A 16,702-nucleotide genomic window follows, 5' to 3' on the forward strand; every position below is an offset into this window, starting at 1 on the left:
GTGACAGAATGAAAAATGGAAAAGACCCAAGCATGAGAAAACTCATTTTTATAAACCCTGGACTATAAGCCAGTTGTCCTATGCTTGGCGAGTCTAATGTAGAATCCGTTGATCACCCGGCAGCGTATCAATATGCAGCGGCGCAAAATGGGGCGGCTTATTGCCCGGAAAATCAAGGCTTGCCCAGGGTCCTGCCAGCACCGGCGCTCCGCATAGCCACGCCACCAGCGCCTGCCGGAAGCCCGCTAAAAAGCTCTCACGCTCGGGGGTTTCGCCCATTAAAAACGAGAAGCCTGCGTACATGCCAGCCGCATACTCCTGCCAACCGGAGTAGTGATCCGCCGCTAATTGGTAGGCGCGGTCGAGCACCAGCAAACGCCTGCTTGTCGAGCCAGCCTAGCTGCCGTGCCGCAATAGCGAGATCCACGAGCTGGGCAATGTCCCAGGCGGCCATGTCGACATCGTTACAGCCATCTTCGTTGGTACTGACACGGCGCAGGCGTAGCAGGTGGTGGCGCTCTTCTTCGCCGCAGTCGCCGGATTCCAAAATGGCGATTTCGGACGCCAACCGCTCCGGATTCAGCGTGTAGGGCGCGTAGTTGATCTGGTACTCCTGGCGGTCACCCGACTCCAGCATGAAGGTTAAAAACTCCTGCATATCGTCGGCGCTGGTGAGGTGGTAGTGGCTCTCTACCCATTCGCGAATATCGGCGCACTCACGAAGGCTTTCCAACTGCGGCTCGCTCCACACCGCACTGTTCAGCGGCCCCACCAACGACATCGCCGTAAAATGGCTCAGAGTGGGCCGTTCGCCAGGCTCGCACCAGGCATCCGGCCGCCAATCCAACCAGTGGAACAAGCTGCCTGGGTCTTCCAGGTGCCAAGCAATCTCGTTAATCAGCGAATCGTGCTCCGGCTCCGGCAGGCAGCTCTCCCAGGCAAACCAGGCTTCTAGCAGACGCTTGGGAGTCGCATAAAAACGGCATAGGCAGCTCCGTAGGGCGCTGGCGTGCTGCATGAGCGGTTCGCGCTCGAATAGGCCGCTATCGAGGGCCATGTGCAGGTAGAAGGCAAACTTCTCGGCCATGTGAATCGTGGCGGCGTGGCGGCTCACCCCTTTCACCGCATTGCGCTGTTTTAGCTCATCAGGGGTCGGCTGGCCAAAGCGCGTTTGCGACGGAGGCAGCACGCCGTGAACGGCATCCGCCGCTAGCTGGTTGAGGTGGTGGGCCTGGGCGGGTAGCCAATAGCGCGCCAGCACTTGATGGCCTTCATCCGCATGCAGGCCAAGTGAATCCTGTAGGTAGACAGCGGCATCAGCGCGGCGCTGCTCGGCAATCGGGGCCGAGGGATTGAGCTGACGCAGCATGACATCCGGCTCGCGTACGCCAGCCAGGGCGAGCAGCCAATGGTGCGGCGTGTTGCGCCACGCTTTGATACGCGTACGCGAGGCTTGGCGAGTCGGCTCGTCCAGTAACGCACCCAGCGAGTGCTTCCAGGGGCTATGGGCAGCGTGCATTAACAGCTTGTGGCGGGCGCTGGGTGTCATCCCCCGGCGATCAACGCCCTCGAACAGGCTTTGCCCGCGCATGTAGGCTTTCAGTACTGCGTGCCAGTCGTGGTAACGACGACCCACGAGGTCAGCCGCATGGGCCGCTAGGTCGTCCGCTTCCGCCTGGCTTAGCCAGCCGCAGCAAGCACCAGCCCAGGCGAGCTCTACTAACCGCAGCCAATCCCAGGCGGCCCACTCCAACGGCTCGCCCTGATTGACGAACGCAGTGAGCACGGGCGCGTAGGGAGCATCGTTCACCGCACCCCGCTGCCACTCTTGGCGCTGGGCACGATCCATGGTCAGCAGTTCGCGGGCTTCAATATCCCAGCGCTGGCGCTCACCCTGGGCACTTAGCCATAGCATCACTTCTAATAGCTGCTCGCGGTCATACACTTGCCAGATGTGCCCTAACCACTCGCTGGCATCGGGCCAGTCGGCGGCGCTAGCCGGGTAGCTCACCACTGGGCGAAACAGCGCGCCCAACCGCCAAGGCTGAGCTTCTGGGGCTTGCGGCCATAGCGAAGCCGGTGCAGGGCGTTGCGCTAGCTCAGTATCCAGGGTTTGCCATGTGATACCTTCACCTTCACTCTCTAGATCCGCCAGCGCTTGGCAGGCGTCGATAAAACGGTCATCTGCGCCAGTTTCCCAACCTTTGGCCCCCAGCGCGCGACGTAGATCCGACAGCCACCCTCGCTGATCGCTGTAGTCAGAAGTGATGCGCCGTGTTAAGTGGTGTGCCCAGTTCGTCGCCTGAGCCTGGCTTAGCCACCCCGCCGCCCCGGCGAGAGCTGCCCACTCCAGCGCGCCCAACAGCTGATCGGCGCTGCCTGACGGTGCGCCGAGTGCAAAAAACAGCTGGTCTGCCAACGCGCCACGATCTGTAATACCCAGTTCTAGCAGGCGTTGCTCCGCCGCGACCGCATCCACCGCCAGTGGGTGCGGTGTAAAAGCCCAATCACACAGCACCAGCTGTTGAGCCCACCAGGCATTTAGTGCGTCGACCAAAAGACACCTCGAAGAAACAGAAAGCGATCAATGAAAGCCATAACCAACCAGAGCAGCCCAACGAGGCCGCCAAAAGCGGCATAGTGTAACGGAATCAGCGGCTAAGACCGATAGCAGCCGCACAAAACAGCGCTGCCCGGCACAAAGGCCGGGCAGCGATTACCGCAAAGAGCAGCGTGCGCTAAGCGCTTTTGACTTTACTAATGACCCATAGCAAGACCACCGCCCCCACGGTTGCCGTGACCAGCGAGCCGATAAAGCCACCCGCCTGTAAACCCAGCAAACTAAATAAGAAGCCCCCGACGAGCGCGCCAACCACACCCACGCCGATGTTGCCTAAAATACCAAAACCACCGCCACGCATGATGTTTGCCAGCAATCCAGCCAGCTAAACCACCAATAATTAACCATGCTATAAAGCTCATACAACCTCCTTGGTTTCACTCAGCTTGGGGTTTTACCTTCAACCTATCCTTCCACCTATGCTTGTCCTACCATAGCACACGGCGCTACTGTTCTGCCCATTTGTTGCCTTTTCCCACAAGGATCCTCTTATGATTCCCGACTCCCTTAAACAGCTACTTAGCCACGTTGATGGTCATCAACGGGTCACCTGGGAGGGGCGTGACGTCGCGCTCTTCAACATGGTCTGGGGGGAAATGGCGATCAGCCTGCAGGGCGCGCAGGTACTGCACTTTCAGCCCGCCGATGACACCGACTGGCTATGGGTGACGCCAACGCCGCAGGCGCTGCCGGGCGCGATCCGTGGCGGCATTCCGCTCTGCTGGCCCTGGTTTGCCGACGAGCGCTACGCCGATGAGAGCCCTGAGCGTACCGGCCCCTTCCACGGGCTTGCCCGCCACGCCATGTGGCGCCTGGACGCCGTTGACGACCACGCCGAAGGCATCGAAGTGCACCTCTCGCCGGAAGAGCGCCTACATAGCCAGCTCACCGCCCGCGTGGTCATTCAAGCCAACGCCCAGCGGCTAAACGTTGAGATCATCAGCGAAAACATTGGCGATGCTCCGATCAAAACTAGCGGCGCACTGCATACCTACCTGGCCGTTAATGAGGTGCATCAATGCCGCTTAGAAGGCCTCGCGGGTGCACGCTATTTGGATAAGCTGCGTGACTTTGCTGAATCTGAGCAACAGGGCACGCTGGCGATTCGTGGCCCAGTCGACCGTATTTATCATACCAATGAAGCGGTGCTGCTCAACGACGGTCAGCGCACGCTGCGCATCGGCAAGCAGTCCAGCGACTCAACGGTGGTCTGGCACCCGGATAGCGATCTGCCCAGCGACACGCCCGCCGACGCCGCCAAACACTTTTTATGCGTCGAGGCCGCCAATACTCGACTTGATCCGGTTTGGTTGGTACCCGGGGCGCAGCACCTGCTAGGGACGACAATAAGCCGCGGTTAATGATCGGTTCATCAAGGATTTGCTATGATCAGGCCATGGATATCCCCCCAAAGGAGAGACGATGGATCCACAGCAATGGCTGGAAGCAGCCACGCTTGCCTTTAACCTGATCGGCATGGTGGTGTGCTTGGTTGGCTTAACGCTTGCGCAAAAAATGCAGCGCCGCTGGCCCGGCTATAGCCTCGCGGTCGTCGGTTTTATCATTGCGACCCTGCCCATGCTCTCCCAGCTTGTCTTGATGTGGCAGCGCTAACGCTCGACCAACTCGCCAAGATGCCCCACCCGATGAAGGAAGCGACAGGATGCGCCAGCCGTTAAGCCGCGAATTGAGCAACATGTTAGAGCGAAGCCGAGACCGGCAGCTGCGGCTGGCGGTGACAGGCCTTTCGCAAGCGGGTAAAACGGCGTTTTTAACCTCGCTGGTGAACCAACTACGCCATGCAGGCGTAGAAGCACAGTTAGACCTGTTACCGGTTGCCCGTGAAGGCCGACTGCTAGGCGCGCAGCGTTTAAATCAGCCGGACTTAGGCGTACCACGCTTCCCCTATGACCCTGGCATGGCATCGCTGAGAGACGTACCGCCGCGCTGGCCCGAGCCCACCCGCGGCATTAGCGAGCTGCGTTTACAGCTGCGCTACCGCCCTGCCCAGCAGGGCTGGTTCACGCCGGATATCGCTCACTTGACGCTGGATCTGTTCGATTACCCCGGCGAATGGCTGCTGGATTTGCCGCTGCTGCAGCACGACTTCTATAGCTGGAGCCAGAGCCAAGCCCAGCACGAAGGCCCACACCGCCGGGCACTGTTTAGCGAATGGCTGGCCGAGGCAGAGCAGCTAGACCCTACGGCAGAAGCCGATGAAGCACAGCTCGCCACGCTGGCCGAGGCCTACGCATTGGGCCTGCGTCGCGCCAAGCAGGCGGGCTTTTCTGACCTGCAGCCAGGGCGTTTTTTGCTGCCCGGCGAGCTGGATGGCGCACCGGTGCTGCAGTTCTTCCCGCTGCCCGGATTAGATACTCCCAAAGAAACCCTCGACACCCTGCCCGAATCGAGCCTCTACGCCACCCTGGCGGCGCGTTTTCGCTACTATCAGCAGCAGGTGGTGCGCCCCTTCTACCGCGACCACTTCCGCCGCTTTGACCGCCAGATTGTACTGGTGGACGTGCTGGGCGCGCTCAACGCCGGGCCGGAGCGTTTCGAGGATCTTTCCCGCGCGCTACAACAGCTGATGAAGAGCTTTGATTACGGCAAGCGCAGCCTGCTGACCCGCCTGTTCGCTCCTAAAATTGACCGCCTCGCTATTGCCGCTACCAAAGCGGACCACGTGACGCCCGACCAGCACACCCACGTGGTGCAGCTGTTAGAAGCGCTGCTGGCGGAGCCATTGAAAGACTTACGCTTTGCCGATATCCCGGTGAAAGCGCTGTCGCTGGCGGCCATTCGCGCCACCGAGGCCCGCGAAGTGCTTCATGATGGCAAGCGAACGCCAGCGCTGAAAGGCACCACGTTAGAAGGTGAAGACGTGCTGGTGTACCCCGGCGATGTGCCCAGCCGCCTGCCCAAAGCCGATTTTTGGCAGCAGCAAGGGTTTGATTTCCCCAGTTTCCGCCCGGTGCCCGCCGATAGCGAGGCACTGCCCCACATCCGTATGGACGCCGCGATTGACTGGCTGATTGGAGACAAACTGACATGAGCAACCCTCAGCCTCGCCGCGACTTCCACACCGAAGCGCCGCCCGAGCCTACCCAGGAAACCCTGCGCCAGCATGAACGCTTTGCGGCGACTGAATCACACCAACCGCTGGCGACCCAAGCCGAGCTAAAAGCGCTGCCGGAAGAGACCCTTGGCGCGCCCCGCAAACGCCGCTGGGGGCTGATGTTTGCCTTGGCAGGCGGTGCCACACTCGGCACGGTAGAGCTGGCAACCGGAATTCCTGATGCGCTGTCCCAGTCCCAGTGGATGGCGATGGCATGGCAGCTGTTTGGGATTAGCCTGATTGGCTTGGGCGGCGTATCGCTTCTCAAGGAGCTGGGCCGTTTGCGGCGCTTAAAGCGGCACGATCAGCTACGGGCCAACCTAGCTGAGCTTCCCCAGCGCTCCAGCAAACAAGCCCAGGCGATGGCCGTTCAATTAAAACAGCAGCTTGCACTGAGCAACGACGACCCGCACTGGCTGGCCTTTCAGCGAGCGTGCCAACCGCACCATAGCGGTGAAGAGATTCAAACCCTGCTGCGCTACCACCTGCTAGCCCCCCGTGATCGGGAAGCTCAGCGGTTGATTACGCGCATGTCGGGGGAAACCGCCATCATGGTGGCGGTTTCCCCGCTAACCCTGGTGGATATGGCACTGGTGGCGTGGCGCAGCCTTGCCATGGTGGATAGGCTAAGCCGCCTGTACGGCCTGGAACTTGGCTACGCCAGCCGCCTGCGGCTATTTCGCCACGTGCTGCATAACATGGCGTTTGCAGGCGCCAGCGAACTGGCTACCGATGCCAGCATGGACATGCTCTCGCTGGACTTGGCAGGCCGCCTTTCGGCAAGAGCCGGCCAAGGCTTAGCAACGGGGCTGCTGAGCGCCCGCCTCGGTATGCGCGCTCAGCGACTGTGCCGCCCGGTGGCGTTTACACCAGAAGAGCAGCCCAAACTAGCCGATCTTCGCCAAGACCTCTGGCGGCAGATCAAGCGGCTTGATAAAGAGCCCGCCCCCGCCGCACGCAACAGCGATTAATACCGCTCACCCAGCGGCTCAAGCCAGCCGCTGCTCGGTTTCAGCATCGAACAGCACCGCCCGGGACATATCGACCCTCAGCGCCAAGCGCTCACCGGGCGACCCCTCACACTTCGGCCCAACCCGCGCGGTAATCTCCTGCTCGCCCAGCGGCAGGCGCAGCAGAATATCGGCACCGGTCGGCTCCACCACGCTCACCTTGGCTTCCAGCACGTGCCTTGGGCCTGCGCGCTGTGCCGCACATCCTCTTCGCTGAAATGTTCAGGCCGCAGGCCGAGAATCACCGGCTTGTCGAGCTGCTCCACCAGCCCTGCCGTATGGCGGGCCGTTTGGCCACGGCAGCAGTAGATCGACTTCATCGGGGGTGGCAATGCGCAGTGCATAGCCATCGCCGTCGGCTTCCAGCGTAGCGCGGATGAAGTTCATCGACGGTGAGCCCATAAAGCCTGCTACGAACATATCCACCGGGTTGTTATAGACTTCATCAGGGCTGCCTAACTGCAGAATATGGCCATCACGCATCACCGCGATGCAGTCTGCCAAAGTCATGGCTTCTACTTGGTCGTGGGTAACGTAGACGATGGTGGTGCCTAAACGCGGGTGGAGCTTTTTGATCTCGGTGCGCATATCTACGCGCAGCTTGGCGTCCAGGTTCGAGAGCGGCTCGTCGAACAGATAGACCTTAGGCTCCCGCGCTAGGGCGCGGCCCATGGCCACCCGCTGGCGCTTGCCGCCGGAGAGCTGGGCGGGCTTGCGTTCTAACAGGTGGGAGATTTGCAGCAGATCGGCCACCCGCTCCACGGCGGCTTCCCGCTCGGCCTTGGGCACTTTGCGCATCTCTAGGCCGAAGCTGATGTTGTGGCGCACGGTCATGCTGGGGTACAGGGCGTAGGACTGGAACACCATGGCAATATCGCGCTCGGCGGGGGTGCGCCAGGTGACGTCTTTACCGTCGATATAGATATTGCCGCTGGTGACCGGCTCAAGGCCTGCGATGGCGTTCATCAGCGTGGATTTACCACAGCCGGATGGCCCCACCAGAATCAAAAACTCGCCGGAATCGATGGAGATGCTGACATCTTTCAGCACCCGCTCGCTGCCAAACTCTTTGCGTACGTTGTGAATCTCTAACGCTGCCATTATCAAAATCCTGTTCTAAGGGAGCTGGCAAGACACGCATTGGCACCGGTCAGATCACCCCTTGGCGGGGGCGCTGTAAACCCTTCCCTGGGCGCTACTTTCGCCGTCTGACCGCCATGGATGGCGGGAATGCCGGAATTGTCAGGAACATTTTGCGGCCTTGGCGAAAGCCCCCCCGCTACGGGGAGATGCTGACCTCTACCTGCGACTGCCATGCACCTAGTTGTTATTAGCCCTTTACGGAGCCTGCCGTCAGCCCACGTACGAAGTATTTACCCGCCAGCACGTACACCACCAGGGTGGGCAGCGCGGCAATCATGGCGGCGGCCATATCGGCGTTGTATTCGCGCACGCCGGTGGAGGTGTTCACCAAATTATTGAGCGCCACGGTAACCGGCTGGGTGTCGTGTGCCGAGAACGCCACGCCGAATAGGAAGTCGTTCCAGATTTGGGTGAACTGCCAAATCACCGAGACCACGATGATAGGGGCGGACACCGGCAGCAGGATGCGCCAGAAAATACGGAAGAACCCGGCACCATCCAGCTTGGCCGCCGACACCAGCTCGTTGGGAATGCCCACGTAGAAGTTGCGGAAAAATAGCGTGGTAAAGGCGATACCAAACACCACGTGCACCAGGATCAGCCCCGCCCGCGAGCTGGAAAGCCCCAGCCAGCCCAGGGTTTGCGCCATGGGCAGCAGTACGACCTGAAACGGAATAAAGCAGCCAAACAGCATCAGCGCAAACACCAGCTCGGAGCCTTTGAAGCGCCATTTGGTCAGGGCGTAGCCGTTCAGCGCTCCTACGGCGGTGGAGATCAGCACCGCAGGAATGACGATAGCAAAGGAGTTCCAGAAATAACCGCCCACGCCTTCGCAGCGCATGCCGGTGCAGGCTTCGCCCCAGGCTTTTGTCCAGGGGGCCAGCGTTGGGTTTTGCGGTAACGACAGCAGCGTACCGGCGCTGATTTCGCTCGTGGTTTAATGGAGGTCATCAGCATGACCACCAGCGGCAGCACGTAGAACAGCGCGGCGATGACCAGCACCGCGTACAGCACGCCCCGCCACAACTTGGCCGCAGGCGTTTGCGACGAATCACATTAGCCATGTTTGCGGCTCCTTAGTTCGGAGTAGAGGTAAGGAATCAGGATGGCCAGCACACCGCCGAGCATCAGCATGGCACTGGCAGAGCCCAGGCCGATTTGCGCGCGGTTAAAGGCGTGGGTGTACATAAAGGTGGCGGGCAGGTCCGTTGCATAACCCGGCCCGCCGCCGGTAAGTGCCACTACCAAGTCAAAACTCTTGATCGCAATGTGGGCGAGAATCATCACCGCGCTGAATACCACCGGGCGGAGGCAGGGCATGACCACCCGCCAGTAGATGCGCGGCAGGCTCGCGCCATCAAGCTGGGCAGCTTTGATAATGCTATCGTCGATACCGCGCAGACCGGCGAGAAAGAGCGCCATTACGAAGCCAGAGGCCTGCCAAACGGCGGCGATCACCAAGGTATACACCGCCATATCCGGGTCAACGATCCAGTCGAACTCAAACGACTCGAAACCCCAGCTGCGCACCATGGCCTGAATGCCTAGCTGCGGGTTCAGCAGCCACTTCCACACGACCCCCGTGACGATGAACGACAGCGCCATGGGGTAGAGATACACCGTGCGTAGCGCGCCCTCCTGACGAATCTTTTGATCCAACAGCATCGCCAGCAGCGCACCCAGCACTAAGCAGATCACGATAAACAGCGTGCCAAAGATCATCAGGTTGGTAGAGGCCACCCACCAGCGCTCGTTAGCCATCAGCCGCGCATACTGGCCAAACCCGACAAAATCGTAGCTGGGCAGCATGCGCGAGCTGGTGAGTGATAGAACAAAGGTCCACAGCATAAAGCCGTAAACAAAAAACGGAGACACCGCCACCGAGGGTGCCAGCACTAGCCTTGGCAGCCAGGCCTGCAGCCGACCAGAGGCCGTTGGCCGCAACGCGGTGCGCGTTGGGGTTTCGCTCATGGGGAATTCCTCACCAGTCAACCGCTAGCGCCGCCGTTGCGGCGGCGCTGGTTACGTACGTTCAGCGCGTGCTTGCGCTCTTGCCAACAGTGCCGCGCTTAAAACGAGGCGGCTTCTGCGGCGCTGACCAGTCGCTGGGCAGCCTCTTCGGCGGGCATATCGGCGTCGTTGAAGTAGTTGGTCACGACGTCAAAGATAGCCCCCTGAACGTCGGCACGAACGGCCATACCGTGGGCCATGCTGGGCACTAACCCCTCCTCTTCAGCGGTACGTTGGAAATCAGCCATCGACTGCTGGGCGCAGCTGTCGAACTCGCTCATATCCAGGTCAGGACGCGCGGGAATGGAGCCTTTGGCTAGGTTGAAGGCTTCCTGGAAGGTGGGCTCTAACACCAAGCGCGCCAGCGTGTGCTGAGCTTCACGCTCGGCATCATCGGTCACGCGGAACATCGCCAGGCTATCAATGTTGAAGGTAAAGGCGTCTTCGGTGCCCGGAGCGGCGGCGCACAGGTAGTCTTCACCGGCGGTCAGACCCGCGGCGGTGAATTCCCCCTTCGCCCAGTCGCCCATCAACTGGAAACCGGCCACGCCTTCAATCACCATCGCGGTGGCAATGTTCCAATCGCGGCCCGGCATGCCTTCGTCCATCAGCTCGCGCAGGCGTTTGAAGTCTTCCAGTGCGGCGACCATCTGCTCGCCCCCAAGGGCTTCCGGGTCGAGCTCCACCAGCGCCTGCTGGTAAAACTCGGTGCCTTGGCTGCCTAACACCACGCTTTCACACACGGTGGCATCCTGCCAGGACTGGCCACCGGGGGGCTAGCGGCACAAAACCCGCTTCACGAATGGCTTCCCCGGCGGCAAACAGCTCGTCTAGGGTGGTGGGCATTTCTACGCCAGCGGCTTCCAACACGTCCGGGTTGGCCCATAGCCAGTTAACCCGGTGTACGTTCGCGGGCACGGCTACGTACTGGCCGTCGTAACGCATAATATCGGCCACAATTTCTGGTAACAGGTCGTTCCAGCCTTCGGCATCCGCCACTTCATTTAAGTCGCCCAGCAGGCCAAGCTCGCCCCACTCCTGAATTTCCGGGCCTTTAATTTGCGCGGCGGAGGGTGGATTACCTGACATGGCGCGGGATTTAAGCACCGTCATCGCAGTTTCACCGCCACCACCGGCCACCGCAAAGTCCTGCCAGCCGTAACCTTCGGCTTCGAGTAGCTCTTTGAGGACGTTGGCCGCGCGGGCTTCACCACCGGATGTCCACCAGTGGAGGACTTCTACATCGCTTGCTTGGGTAGTGCCTGCGGCCATAGCGGTGCCTGCCGCTAAGGCCAGTGCGAGGGCGGATTTTTTAAACGTAGGCAACTGCTTAATCAGCATGGGTAGCTCCTGCTATTGTTGTTATCGCGAATACCAGCCCTGAAAGGCTTGGCGGCTGTCGCTGTTGTAATGCCGTGACACACGCGGTGCAAAACGGCTTTTAGCAGAGTACGACAGCGAGCCGCATAACGGGAGTTACCGAGTCCTGCATAGTATTACAAGTCTGTAACACTTGATTGGCGAGGCAGCGTTAGCGTGGCCAACAAGCCGCCTGCGGGGTGATTGGTAAGGGTAATATCGCCCCCATGGGCACGGGCGATATGCCGGGCAATGCCTAGCCCCAGGCCGCTTCCACCGGTGTGGCGGCTTCTGGACACCTCCAGGCGTACAAAGGGTGAAAACACGCGGCCAAGCTGATCCTTAGGGATGCCAGGGCCACTGGCGTGAATATGTAGGCGCACCACGCCCGCCTGTTCTTCCAGCGTTACCCTCGCCCGCTGGCCGTAAAACACCGCATTCTCTAATAGGTTCGCCAGGCAGCGCTTCATCGCCAGCGGTTTGACCGTTAGTGGCGCCACCTGCCCTGCCACCTGCACTTCGCCCCTCTGCAAGCGCAGCGCCTCGGCCAGCTCGGTCGTAGCGCGTTGAGATCCGTTGGCTGCGGCTCTTCATGCAGATCTAACCCCTTGACCGAGGCGAGCGCGCCTTTGACCAGCTCGGATAGCTCATCCAGCGAGGCGCAGAAGCGCTCGCGCTGAAGCGGGTCATCCAGCATTTCAGCCCGTAAGCGCATGCGGGTAATCGGCGTTTTTAAGTCGTGGGAGATTGCAGAGAAGAGCCGCTCGCGCTCCTCCACCTGCTCGCGAATACGCCGCTGCATGCGGTTAAACGCTACGGCGGTGGCCGCTACCTCCTTGGGGCCGCTCTCTTTCAGCGGCGGGCTGTCCAGGTCATCACCTAACTGACGCGCCGCCCGGGAGAGCCTTGCCAGCGGCCGCGTCACGCTGGTAATGCCCAATAGCGACAGCGCCAGCCGGGTGAGCAGCACGACGATGCCCGCCAGCAGCCGCTCTTCTGAGAGCCAGCGGTAGCCGCTGAAAATATCCGGCACGCCCAGCAGCGTGGCGACATAGAGCCAGGTATCGGGAGCAAGCTCCAGCTGCACCACCAGAATGGGCGGCGAAAGGGGTTCCATTAACAGGCTGTGTTGGCCCCAGCGGGGCGGCAGGTCGTAAAGCAGCACTTCATTATTGAAGACCCGCAGGGTTTCCGGGCGGGAGAACTCCACCACCACATCATCAATCGAGAGCTGCTGGGTCAGAATGGTGCGTACGTTGTTCACCACCACCTCTTTTTCGGCCGCTGCCGATGTCCGCCACGGTAATACGCCGCTCGTTCACGCTAACAAAAAAACGCGTGCCGCCCATGCTGCGCAGTTGATCCAGCACGATATGCCGATAGTCCACCGGCAGTGAACGGAAGAATTTCATGGTGGAGGCGATGCTAAACGCCATGTTGCTGGAGAGCTCATCGAGCTGTTCGAGCTGGCTGGCGCGCACCTGGGAAGTCCAAATGGTATAGCTCGCCACCTGGGCGGCCAGCACCCCGGCAATCATAATAATGACAAAGCGCCCGCGCAGGCTGCCGGGCAGCCAGTGCGAGTGTCGTTTCAGCCAGCGTCGCCACGACGTCACGACGCCGCATCTACCCTGGCCGTGAGCACATAGCCCGCCCCGCGTACGGTACGAATCAGCTGTGAATGCTGGGCATCTTCACCTAAACGCTGGCGTAGCCGACACACGTGCACGTCAATCGAGCGGTCCAACGGCGGCGCATCGCGGCCACGGGTCAGGGTGTAGAGATCATCGCGAGTAATCACCTGGGCGGGGCGCTCTAAAAACACCTGGAGCAGCTGAAAATCTGCCCCGGAAAGTGCGGTGCGCTCGCCGGTGTGATCCACTAATTCCCGCGTCATTCGGTCGAGCTGCCACTCACCAAAGCGTACCCAGCGCGCTTCATGAGGGGCGGCCGCTGTGGCCGCCGGGCGCGTACGGCGTAGTACCGCTTTAATGCGCGCCAGCAGCTCGCGGGGATTGAAGGGTTTACCGATATAGTCGTCGGCCCCTAATTCCAGCCCCAAGATACGGTCGGTATCGTCAGCGCTGGCGGTGAGCATAATGATGGGGGTGTCGTTAGTTTTGCGCAGCTCACGGCAGATGGTAAAGCCATCATCCCCCGGCATCATCACATCGACGATCAGTAAATCGGGCGTATGCGCGGCAAGCTGTTGGTAGAGCGCATCCGCCCCCTCTGCGGTCAGCACGTGGTAACCGTGCCGCCCCAGGTAATCCGCCAGCAGCTCGCGAATTTCCGGGTCATCGTCGACCACCATCAAGGTCGCAGGCGTGGTTGTCATCGTGGAAAGCGCCCCTAAGTTATTATCGTTTTAGGGGCTAGATGATGGTGGAGCGCTCCGGCTACCGCAAGCGGCTATCGACTAAGGTGGCAGAGCAAAAATGACAGCGACAAATGCTAAAGCCCAAAGCGCTGCTTCAGGAATGACGCCACCGCTGCTTCGCCGTGGTGGCCGATCCGCTGGGCGTCTGGCACGCGATCAAACAGCGCCGGATGGGCGTTGGCCATCACCTGAGCCTCGCCAGCCAGGGTGAGCATTTCGGTATCGTTGAGGTTATCGCCAAAGGCCAGGCAGTCGGCGGCGGTGAACCCAAGCGACTCCAGCAACGCCGCGAGCGCCACGCCCTTATTCACCCCGCCCGCCATGATCTCTAGCGAGTCCACCGTGGAGTAGGTAATGTGCAGCCCATCGCCATGCGCCGCTTGGGCCTGAGCCTCCAGTTCTGCGAGCGCGTCCGGGTCGCCCAAATAGAGCACTTTACCCACCCCGTTGGCGTCCATCTGCTCCGGTGGCACGACCTCATAGCGAAAGCCCGTCGAGGCGTGTAGTGACAGCAGGTGCGGCGCTTCGGCATCCACATGCCATCCCGCTTCGCGGTAAAGGCTGAGGCGCACTTGGGGCGGTCGGGGTAAATGAATCAGCGTGTGGGCGTGATCCGGGTTGAGGTGCGACGCGCTAACCAAGCCATCGTCCGGATCGTGGGTGTAAGCCCCGTTGGTGCTGATGAGGTGAGCAGGCACGCCCAGCTCGTCGCGGAATACGCGCATATCGTGGTAGTGGCGGCCAGAGGCCAGCGCCAAATGGTGTCCCTGCTGAACCAACTCTCGGAGCACCTCCACGGTGCTGTCATGTAACCGGTGGTCGCTGCCCAGCAGCGTACCGTCCAGGTCAGAAACGATCAGGCGAGGGGTCATCAAAGCGCTCCTTGTGCGTTAGCAGGGTTAGCGTGGCAGTTCGCTCAGCTTAACCGATTCAGCCAACCGTAAGTAAGTCATTGACCTGCCGTCGCCGTCGCCACTTCCCCAGGGGCAACGATTGGCGCGGCCAGTGGGAATCCGTATAGTGGCAACCTACTCTCGCCAACTGATTGAACACATGCTTCAAAACAACTCCCTGCTTGCCCAGCTCAAGCAACAGATCCGTGAAACCACCCCGCGCGCTGAAGGGGTGATCAAAGCCACAGAAAAAGGCTTTGGTTTTCTTGAAACTGATAGCGGCGAATCCTATTTCGTGCCGCCCCCCGCCATGAAACAGGTGCTGCACGGCGACCGTGTGGAAGCCGTGATTCACGAGAACGGCGATAAAAAATCGGTTGAGCCTGAAAAGCTTATTGAAGCCGGTTTAGACCGCTTTGTCGCTCGCGTGCAAAAGCGCGAAGGCCGCCTCGCGGTGGTGCCGGGATCACCCCTCGATTCGCAACGTTCTAAAAGCACGCATCAAAAACAGCCTGGATGAAGACTCCATTGCCGACGGCGATTGGGTCGTGGCGCGTTTGGTGCGTCACCCGCTAAAAGAGAACGACCGCGGCTTCTTCACTCAGATTGATGAGCTAGTGGCCAAAGCCGATAACCCGGCCGTGCCGTGGCGCGTGACGCTTGCTCGCCACGCACTGGAGCAAGAGTGCCCGGATGCCGGCAGCGACTGGCCGCTGCACGATGAAGGCCTCACCCGTGAAGACCTCACCGAGCAGCCGTACTTCACGATCGACGGTGAAAAAACCCGCGATATGGATGACGCGCTGCACGTAGTGGCACGCCCGGAAGGCGGCTGGCAACTGAGCGTGGCGATTGCCGACCCCACCGCTTATGTGGAAGAGGGCCACGCTGCTGACCTGGAAGCCCGCGTCCGTGCATTTACCGTGTACCTGCCGGGCCAGAACGTGACCATGCTGCCCGAGCAGCTAGCCGATGACCTGTGTTCACTGTGGGAAGGCCAAGAGCGCCCTGCCCTGGCCTGCACGCTGAACATTAACGCCGACGGCAGCCTGGGCGACTACCGCTTCTTTGCGGCCAACGTGAAGTCCCACGCTAAGCTGGTGTACGAGCGCGTCTCTGATTGGATTGAAGGCCAAGGCGACTGGGCACCGGCAGATACTATTGCCGAGCAGCTACACGCCCTGCGTGAGCTGACCGAAGCGCGTACCGCGTGGCGTAACGAGCACGCGCTGGTATTTAAAGATCGTCCTGATTACGTGTTTGATCTGGATGAAGCGGGCAACGTGCTGGGGATTCATACCGAAGACCGCCGCATTGCCAACCGTATGATCGAAGAGTCGATGATTGCTGCCAACGCCTGCTGTGCGGACTTCCTGGCCAGCCATATCGGCCACGGCATCTTCAACGTGCACCGCGCTTTCGAGCCGGAAAAAGCCGAAGCGGCACAAGAGTTCCTGGCAACTCAGGAAATCGAAGTCGCTCAGGAAGCACTTACCGAGCTTGCCCACTATAAAGAGCTGAAGCGTGCGCTTGAGAGCCGCGACGACGCTTGGTTGGATGCGCGCCTGCGTCGTTTCCAGGGCTTCACCAGCATGTCGGCTCAGCCTGGCCCGCACTTCGGCCTGGGGCTGCCCGCCTACGCCACCTGGACCTCGCCGATTCGTAAGTATGGCGATATGGTCAACCACCGCTTGATCAAGCGTGTGTTGAAGGGCGAGCAGGCTCCGGCAGAAGCCAGCCAACAGCTCACCGAGCAGCTCACCGAGCGCCGCCGCCTGAACCGCATGGCCGAGCGCGACGTGAAAGATTGGCTCTACGTGCGCTACCTGACTCCAGCCGCGCAGAATCAGGACACCTTTGATGCAGAGATCATGGCGATCAACCGTGGCGGCATGCGGGTTCGCTTGATCGAGAACGGCGCGACGGCGTTCGTGCCTGCCCCCTTGATGCACAGTGACCGCGATAAAGTGGTCATTGATGACAAAGAGGGCCGCATCCAGATCGAAGGCGAAGAGCGCTTCAAGCTGGGCGATAGCCTGCGCGTATCACTCACGGAAGCCCGTGAAGAGACGCGCTCGCTGGTTGCCAAGCCTGCCGCTTAGCACTCTCTTCTAAGCCTCACCACACAACAACGGCGCCTTAAGGCGCCGTTGCTGTGGCAGTGATAGGTGG

General features: G+C 60.7%; 7 protein-coding genes and 7 pseudogenes. 5 read left to right on the forward strand and 9 right to left on the reverse strand.

Annotated features, from left to right (window positions below; genetic code table 11):
* Nucleotides 1-93: 93 nt before the first annotated feature.
* A pseudogene (locus B4967_RS17405) lies at nt 94-2,557 on the reverse strand (DUF1266 domain-containing protein).
* Nucleotides 2,558-2,738: 181 nt separating this feature from the next.
* Nucleotides 2,739-2,982: pseudogene (locus B4967_RS17410) on the reverse strand (GlsB/YeaQ/YmgE family stress response membrane protein).
* A gap of 129 nt (nt 2,983-3,111) precedes the next feature.
* Here B4967_RS17410 and B4967_RS17415 point away from each other — a divergent pair.
* The 4 genes from B4967_RS17415 to B4967_RS17430 all read left to right on the forward strand — a co-directional run bounded on the left by B4967_RS17415 (nt 3,112) and on the right by B4967_RS17430 (nt 6,706).
* Nucleotides 3,112-3,981 (forward strand): D-hexose-6-phosphate mutarotase, encoded by an 870-nt coding sequence (locus tag B4967_RS17415; RefSeq protein ID WP_083026608.1) that lies wholly within the window; start codon nt 3,112-3,114, stop codon nt 3,979-3,981.
* Nucleotides 3,982-4,042: 61 nt separating this feature from the next.
* The gene (locus B4967_RS17420; RefSeq protein ID WP_058576924.1) at nt 4,043-4,234 is read left to right on the forward strand and encodes a hypothetical protein; all 192 of its coding nucleotides are present in this window, start codon (nt 4,043-4,045) and stop codon (nt 4,232-4,234) included.
* Nucleotides 4,235-4,283: 49 nt separating this feature from the next.
* On the forward strand, nt 4,284-5,672 hold the full coding sequence (locus tag B4967_RS17425) for a YcjX family GTP-binding protein (protein ID WP_083026609.1): 1,389 nt from the start codon (nt 4,284-4,286) through the stop codon (nt 5,670-5,672).
* Nucleotides 5,669-6,706 carry a YcjF family protein gene (locus B4967_RS17430; RefSeq protein WP_083026611.1) on the forward strand — a complete coding sequence of 346 codons (1,038 nt, stop codon included), beginning with the start codon at nt 5,669-5,671 and terminating at the stop codon, nt 6,704-6,706. The genes B4967_RS17425 and B4967_RS17430 overlap by 4 nt, the downstream gene beginning before the upstream one ends.
* An 18-nt stretch (nt 6,707-6,724) precedes the next feature.
* On the opposite strand, the pseudogene B4967_RS17435 reads toward B4967_RS17430, so the two are convergent.
* The 7 genes and pseudogenes from B4967_RS17435 to B4967_RS17465 form a co-directional block, all read right to left on the reverse strand.
* Nucleotides 6,725-7,846, reverse strand: a pseudogene (locus B4967_RS17435) (ABC transporter ATP-binding protein).
* 229 nt (nt 7,847-8,075) lie between these two features.
* Nucleotides 8,076-8,952 (reverse strand): annotated as a pseudogene (locus B4967_RS17440) (carbohydrate ABC transporter permease).
* Nucleotides 8,945-9,859: a carbohydrate ABC transporter permease gene (locus B4967_RS17445; protein WP_083026612.1), complete on the reverse strand. Its 915-nt coding sequence runs from the start codon at nt 9,857-9,859 to the stop codon at nt 8,945-8,947. Before B4967_RS17445 ends, B4967_RS17440 begins: the two are co-directional and overlap by 8 nt.
* A 98-nt stretch (nt 9,860-9,957) precedes the next feature.
* A pseudogene (locus B4967_RS17450) lies at nt 9,958-11,239 on the reverse strand (ABC transporter substrate-binding protein).
* A gap of 155 nt (nt 11,240-11,394) precedes the next feature.
* Nucleotides 11,395-12,795, reverse strand: a pseudogene (locus tag B4967_RS17455) (ATP-binding protein).
* 74 nt (nt 12,796-12,869) lie between these two features.
* Entirely contained in the window at nt 12,870-13,595 is a 726-nt protein-coding gene (locus B4967_RS17460) for a response regulator (protein WP_083026614.1), read from the reverse strand.
* Between the two features lie 116 nt (nt 13,596-13,711).
* Nucleotides 13,712-14,509, reverse strand: a complete 798-nt coding sequence (locus B4967_RS17465) for a Cof-type HAD-IIB family hydrolase (RefSeq protein ID WP_083026615.1) — start codon at nt 14,507-14,509, stop codon at nt 13,712-13,714.
* A 181-nt stretch (nt 14,510-14,690) separates the two neighbouring features.
* On the opposite strand from B4967_RS17465, the pseudogene B4967_RS17470 reads away from it, so the two are divergent.
* Nucleotides 14,691-16,632 (forward strand): annotated as a pseudogene (locus tag B4967_RS17470) (exoribonuclease II).
* The last annotated feature ends 70 nt before the right edge of the window (nt 16,633-16,702 follow it).

This window comes from Vreelandella lionensis, from assembly GCF_002087295.1.
Taxonomy (GTDB): Bacteria; Pseudomonadota; Gammaproteobacteria; order Pseudomonadales; family Halomonadaceae; genus Vreelandella; species Vreelandella lionensis.

What these genes read in the sequence shown, in the direction of transcription:
- B4967_RS17445 (WP_083026612.1), bottom strand. Translation starts at nt 9,859, where the DNA reads ATGAGCGAAACCCCAACGCGCACCGCGTTGCGGCCAACGGCCTCTGGT.
- B4967_RS17425 (WP_083026609.1), top strand. Translation starts at nt 4,284, where the DNA reads ATGCGCCAGCCGTTAAGCCGCGAATTGAGCAACATGTTAGAGCGAAGC.
- B4967_RS17430 (WP_083026611.1), top strand. Translation starts at nt 5,669, where the DNA reads ATGAGCAACCCTCAGCCTCGCCGCGACTTCCACACCGAAGCGCCGCCC.
- B4967_RS17465 (WP_083026615.1), bottom strand. Translation starts at nt 14,509, where the DNA reads ATGACCCCTCGCCTGATCGTTTCTGACCTGGACGGTACGCTGCTGGGC.
- B4967_RS17420 (WP_058576924.1), top strand. Translation starts at nt 4,043, where the DNA reads ATGGATCCACAGCAATGGCTGGAAGCAGCCACGCTTGCCTTTAACCTG.
- B4967_RS17415 (WP_083026608.1), top strand. Translation starts at nt 3,112, where the DNA reads ATGATTCCCGACTCCCTTAAACAGCTACTTAGCCACGTTGATGGTCAT.
- B4967_RS17460 (WP_083026614.1), bottom strand. Translation starts at nt 13,595, where the DNA reads ATGACAACCACGCCTGCGACCTTGATGGTGGTCGACGATGACCCGGAA.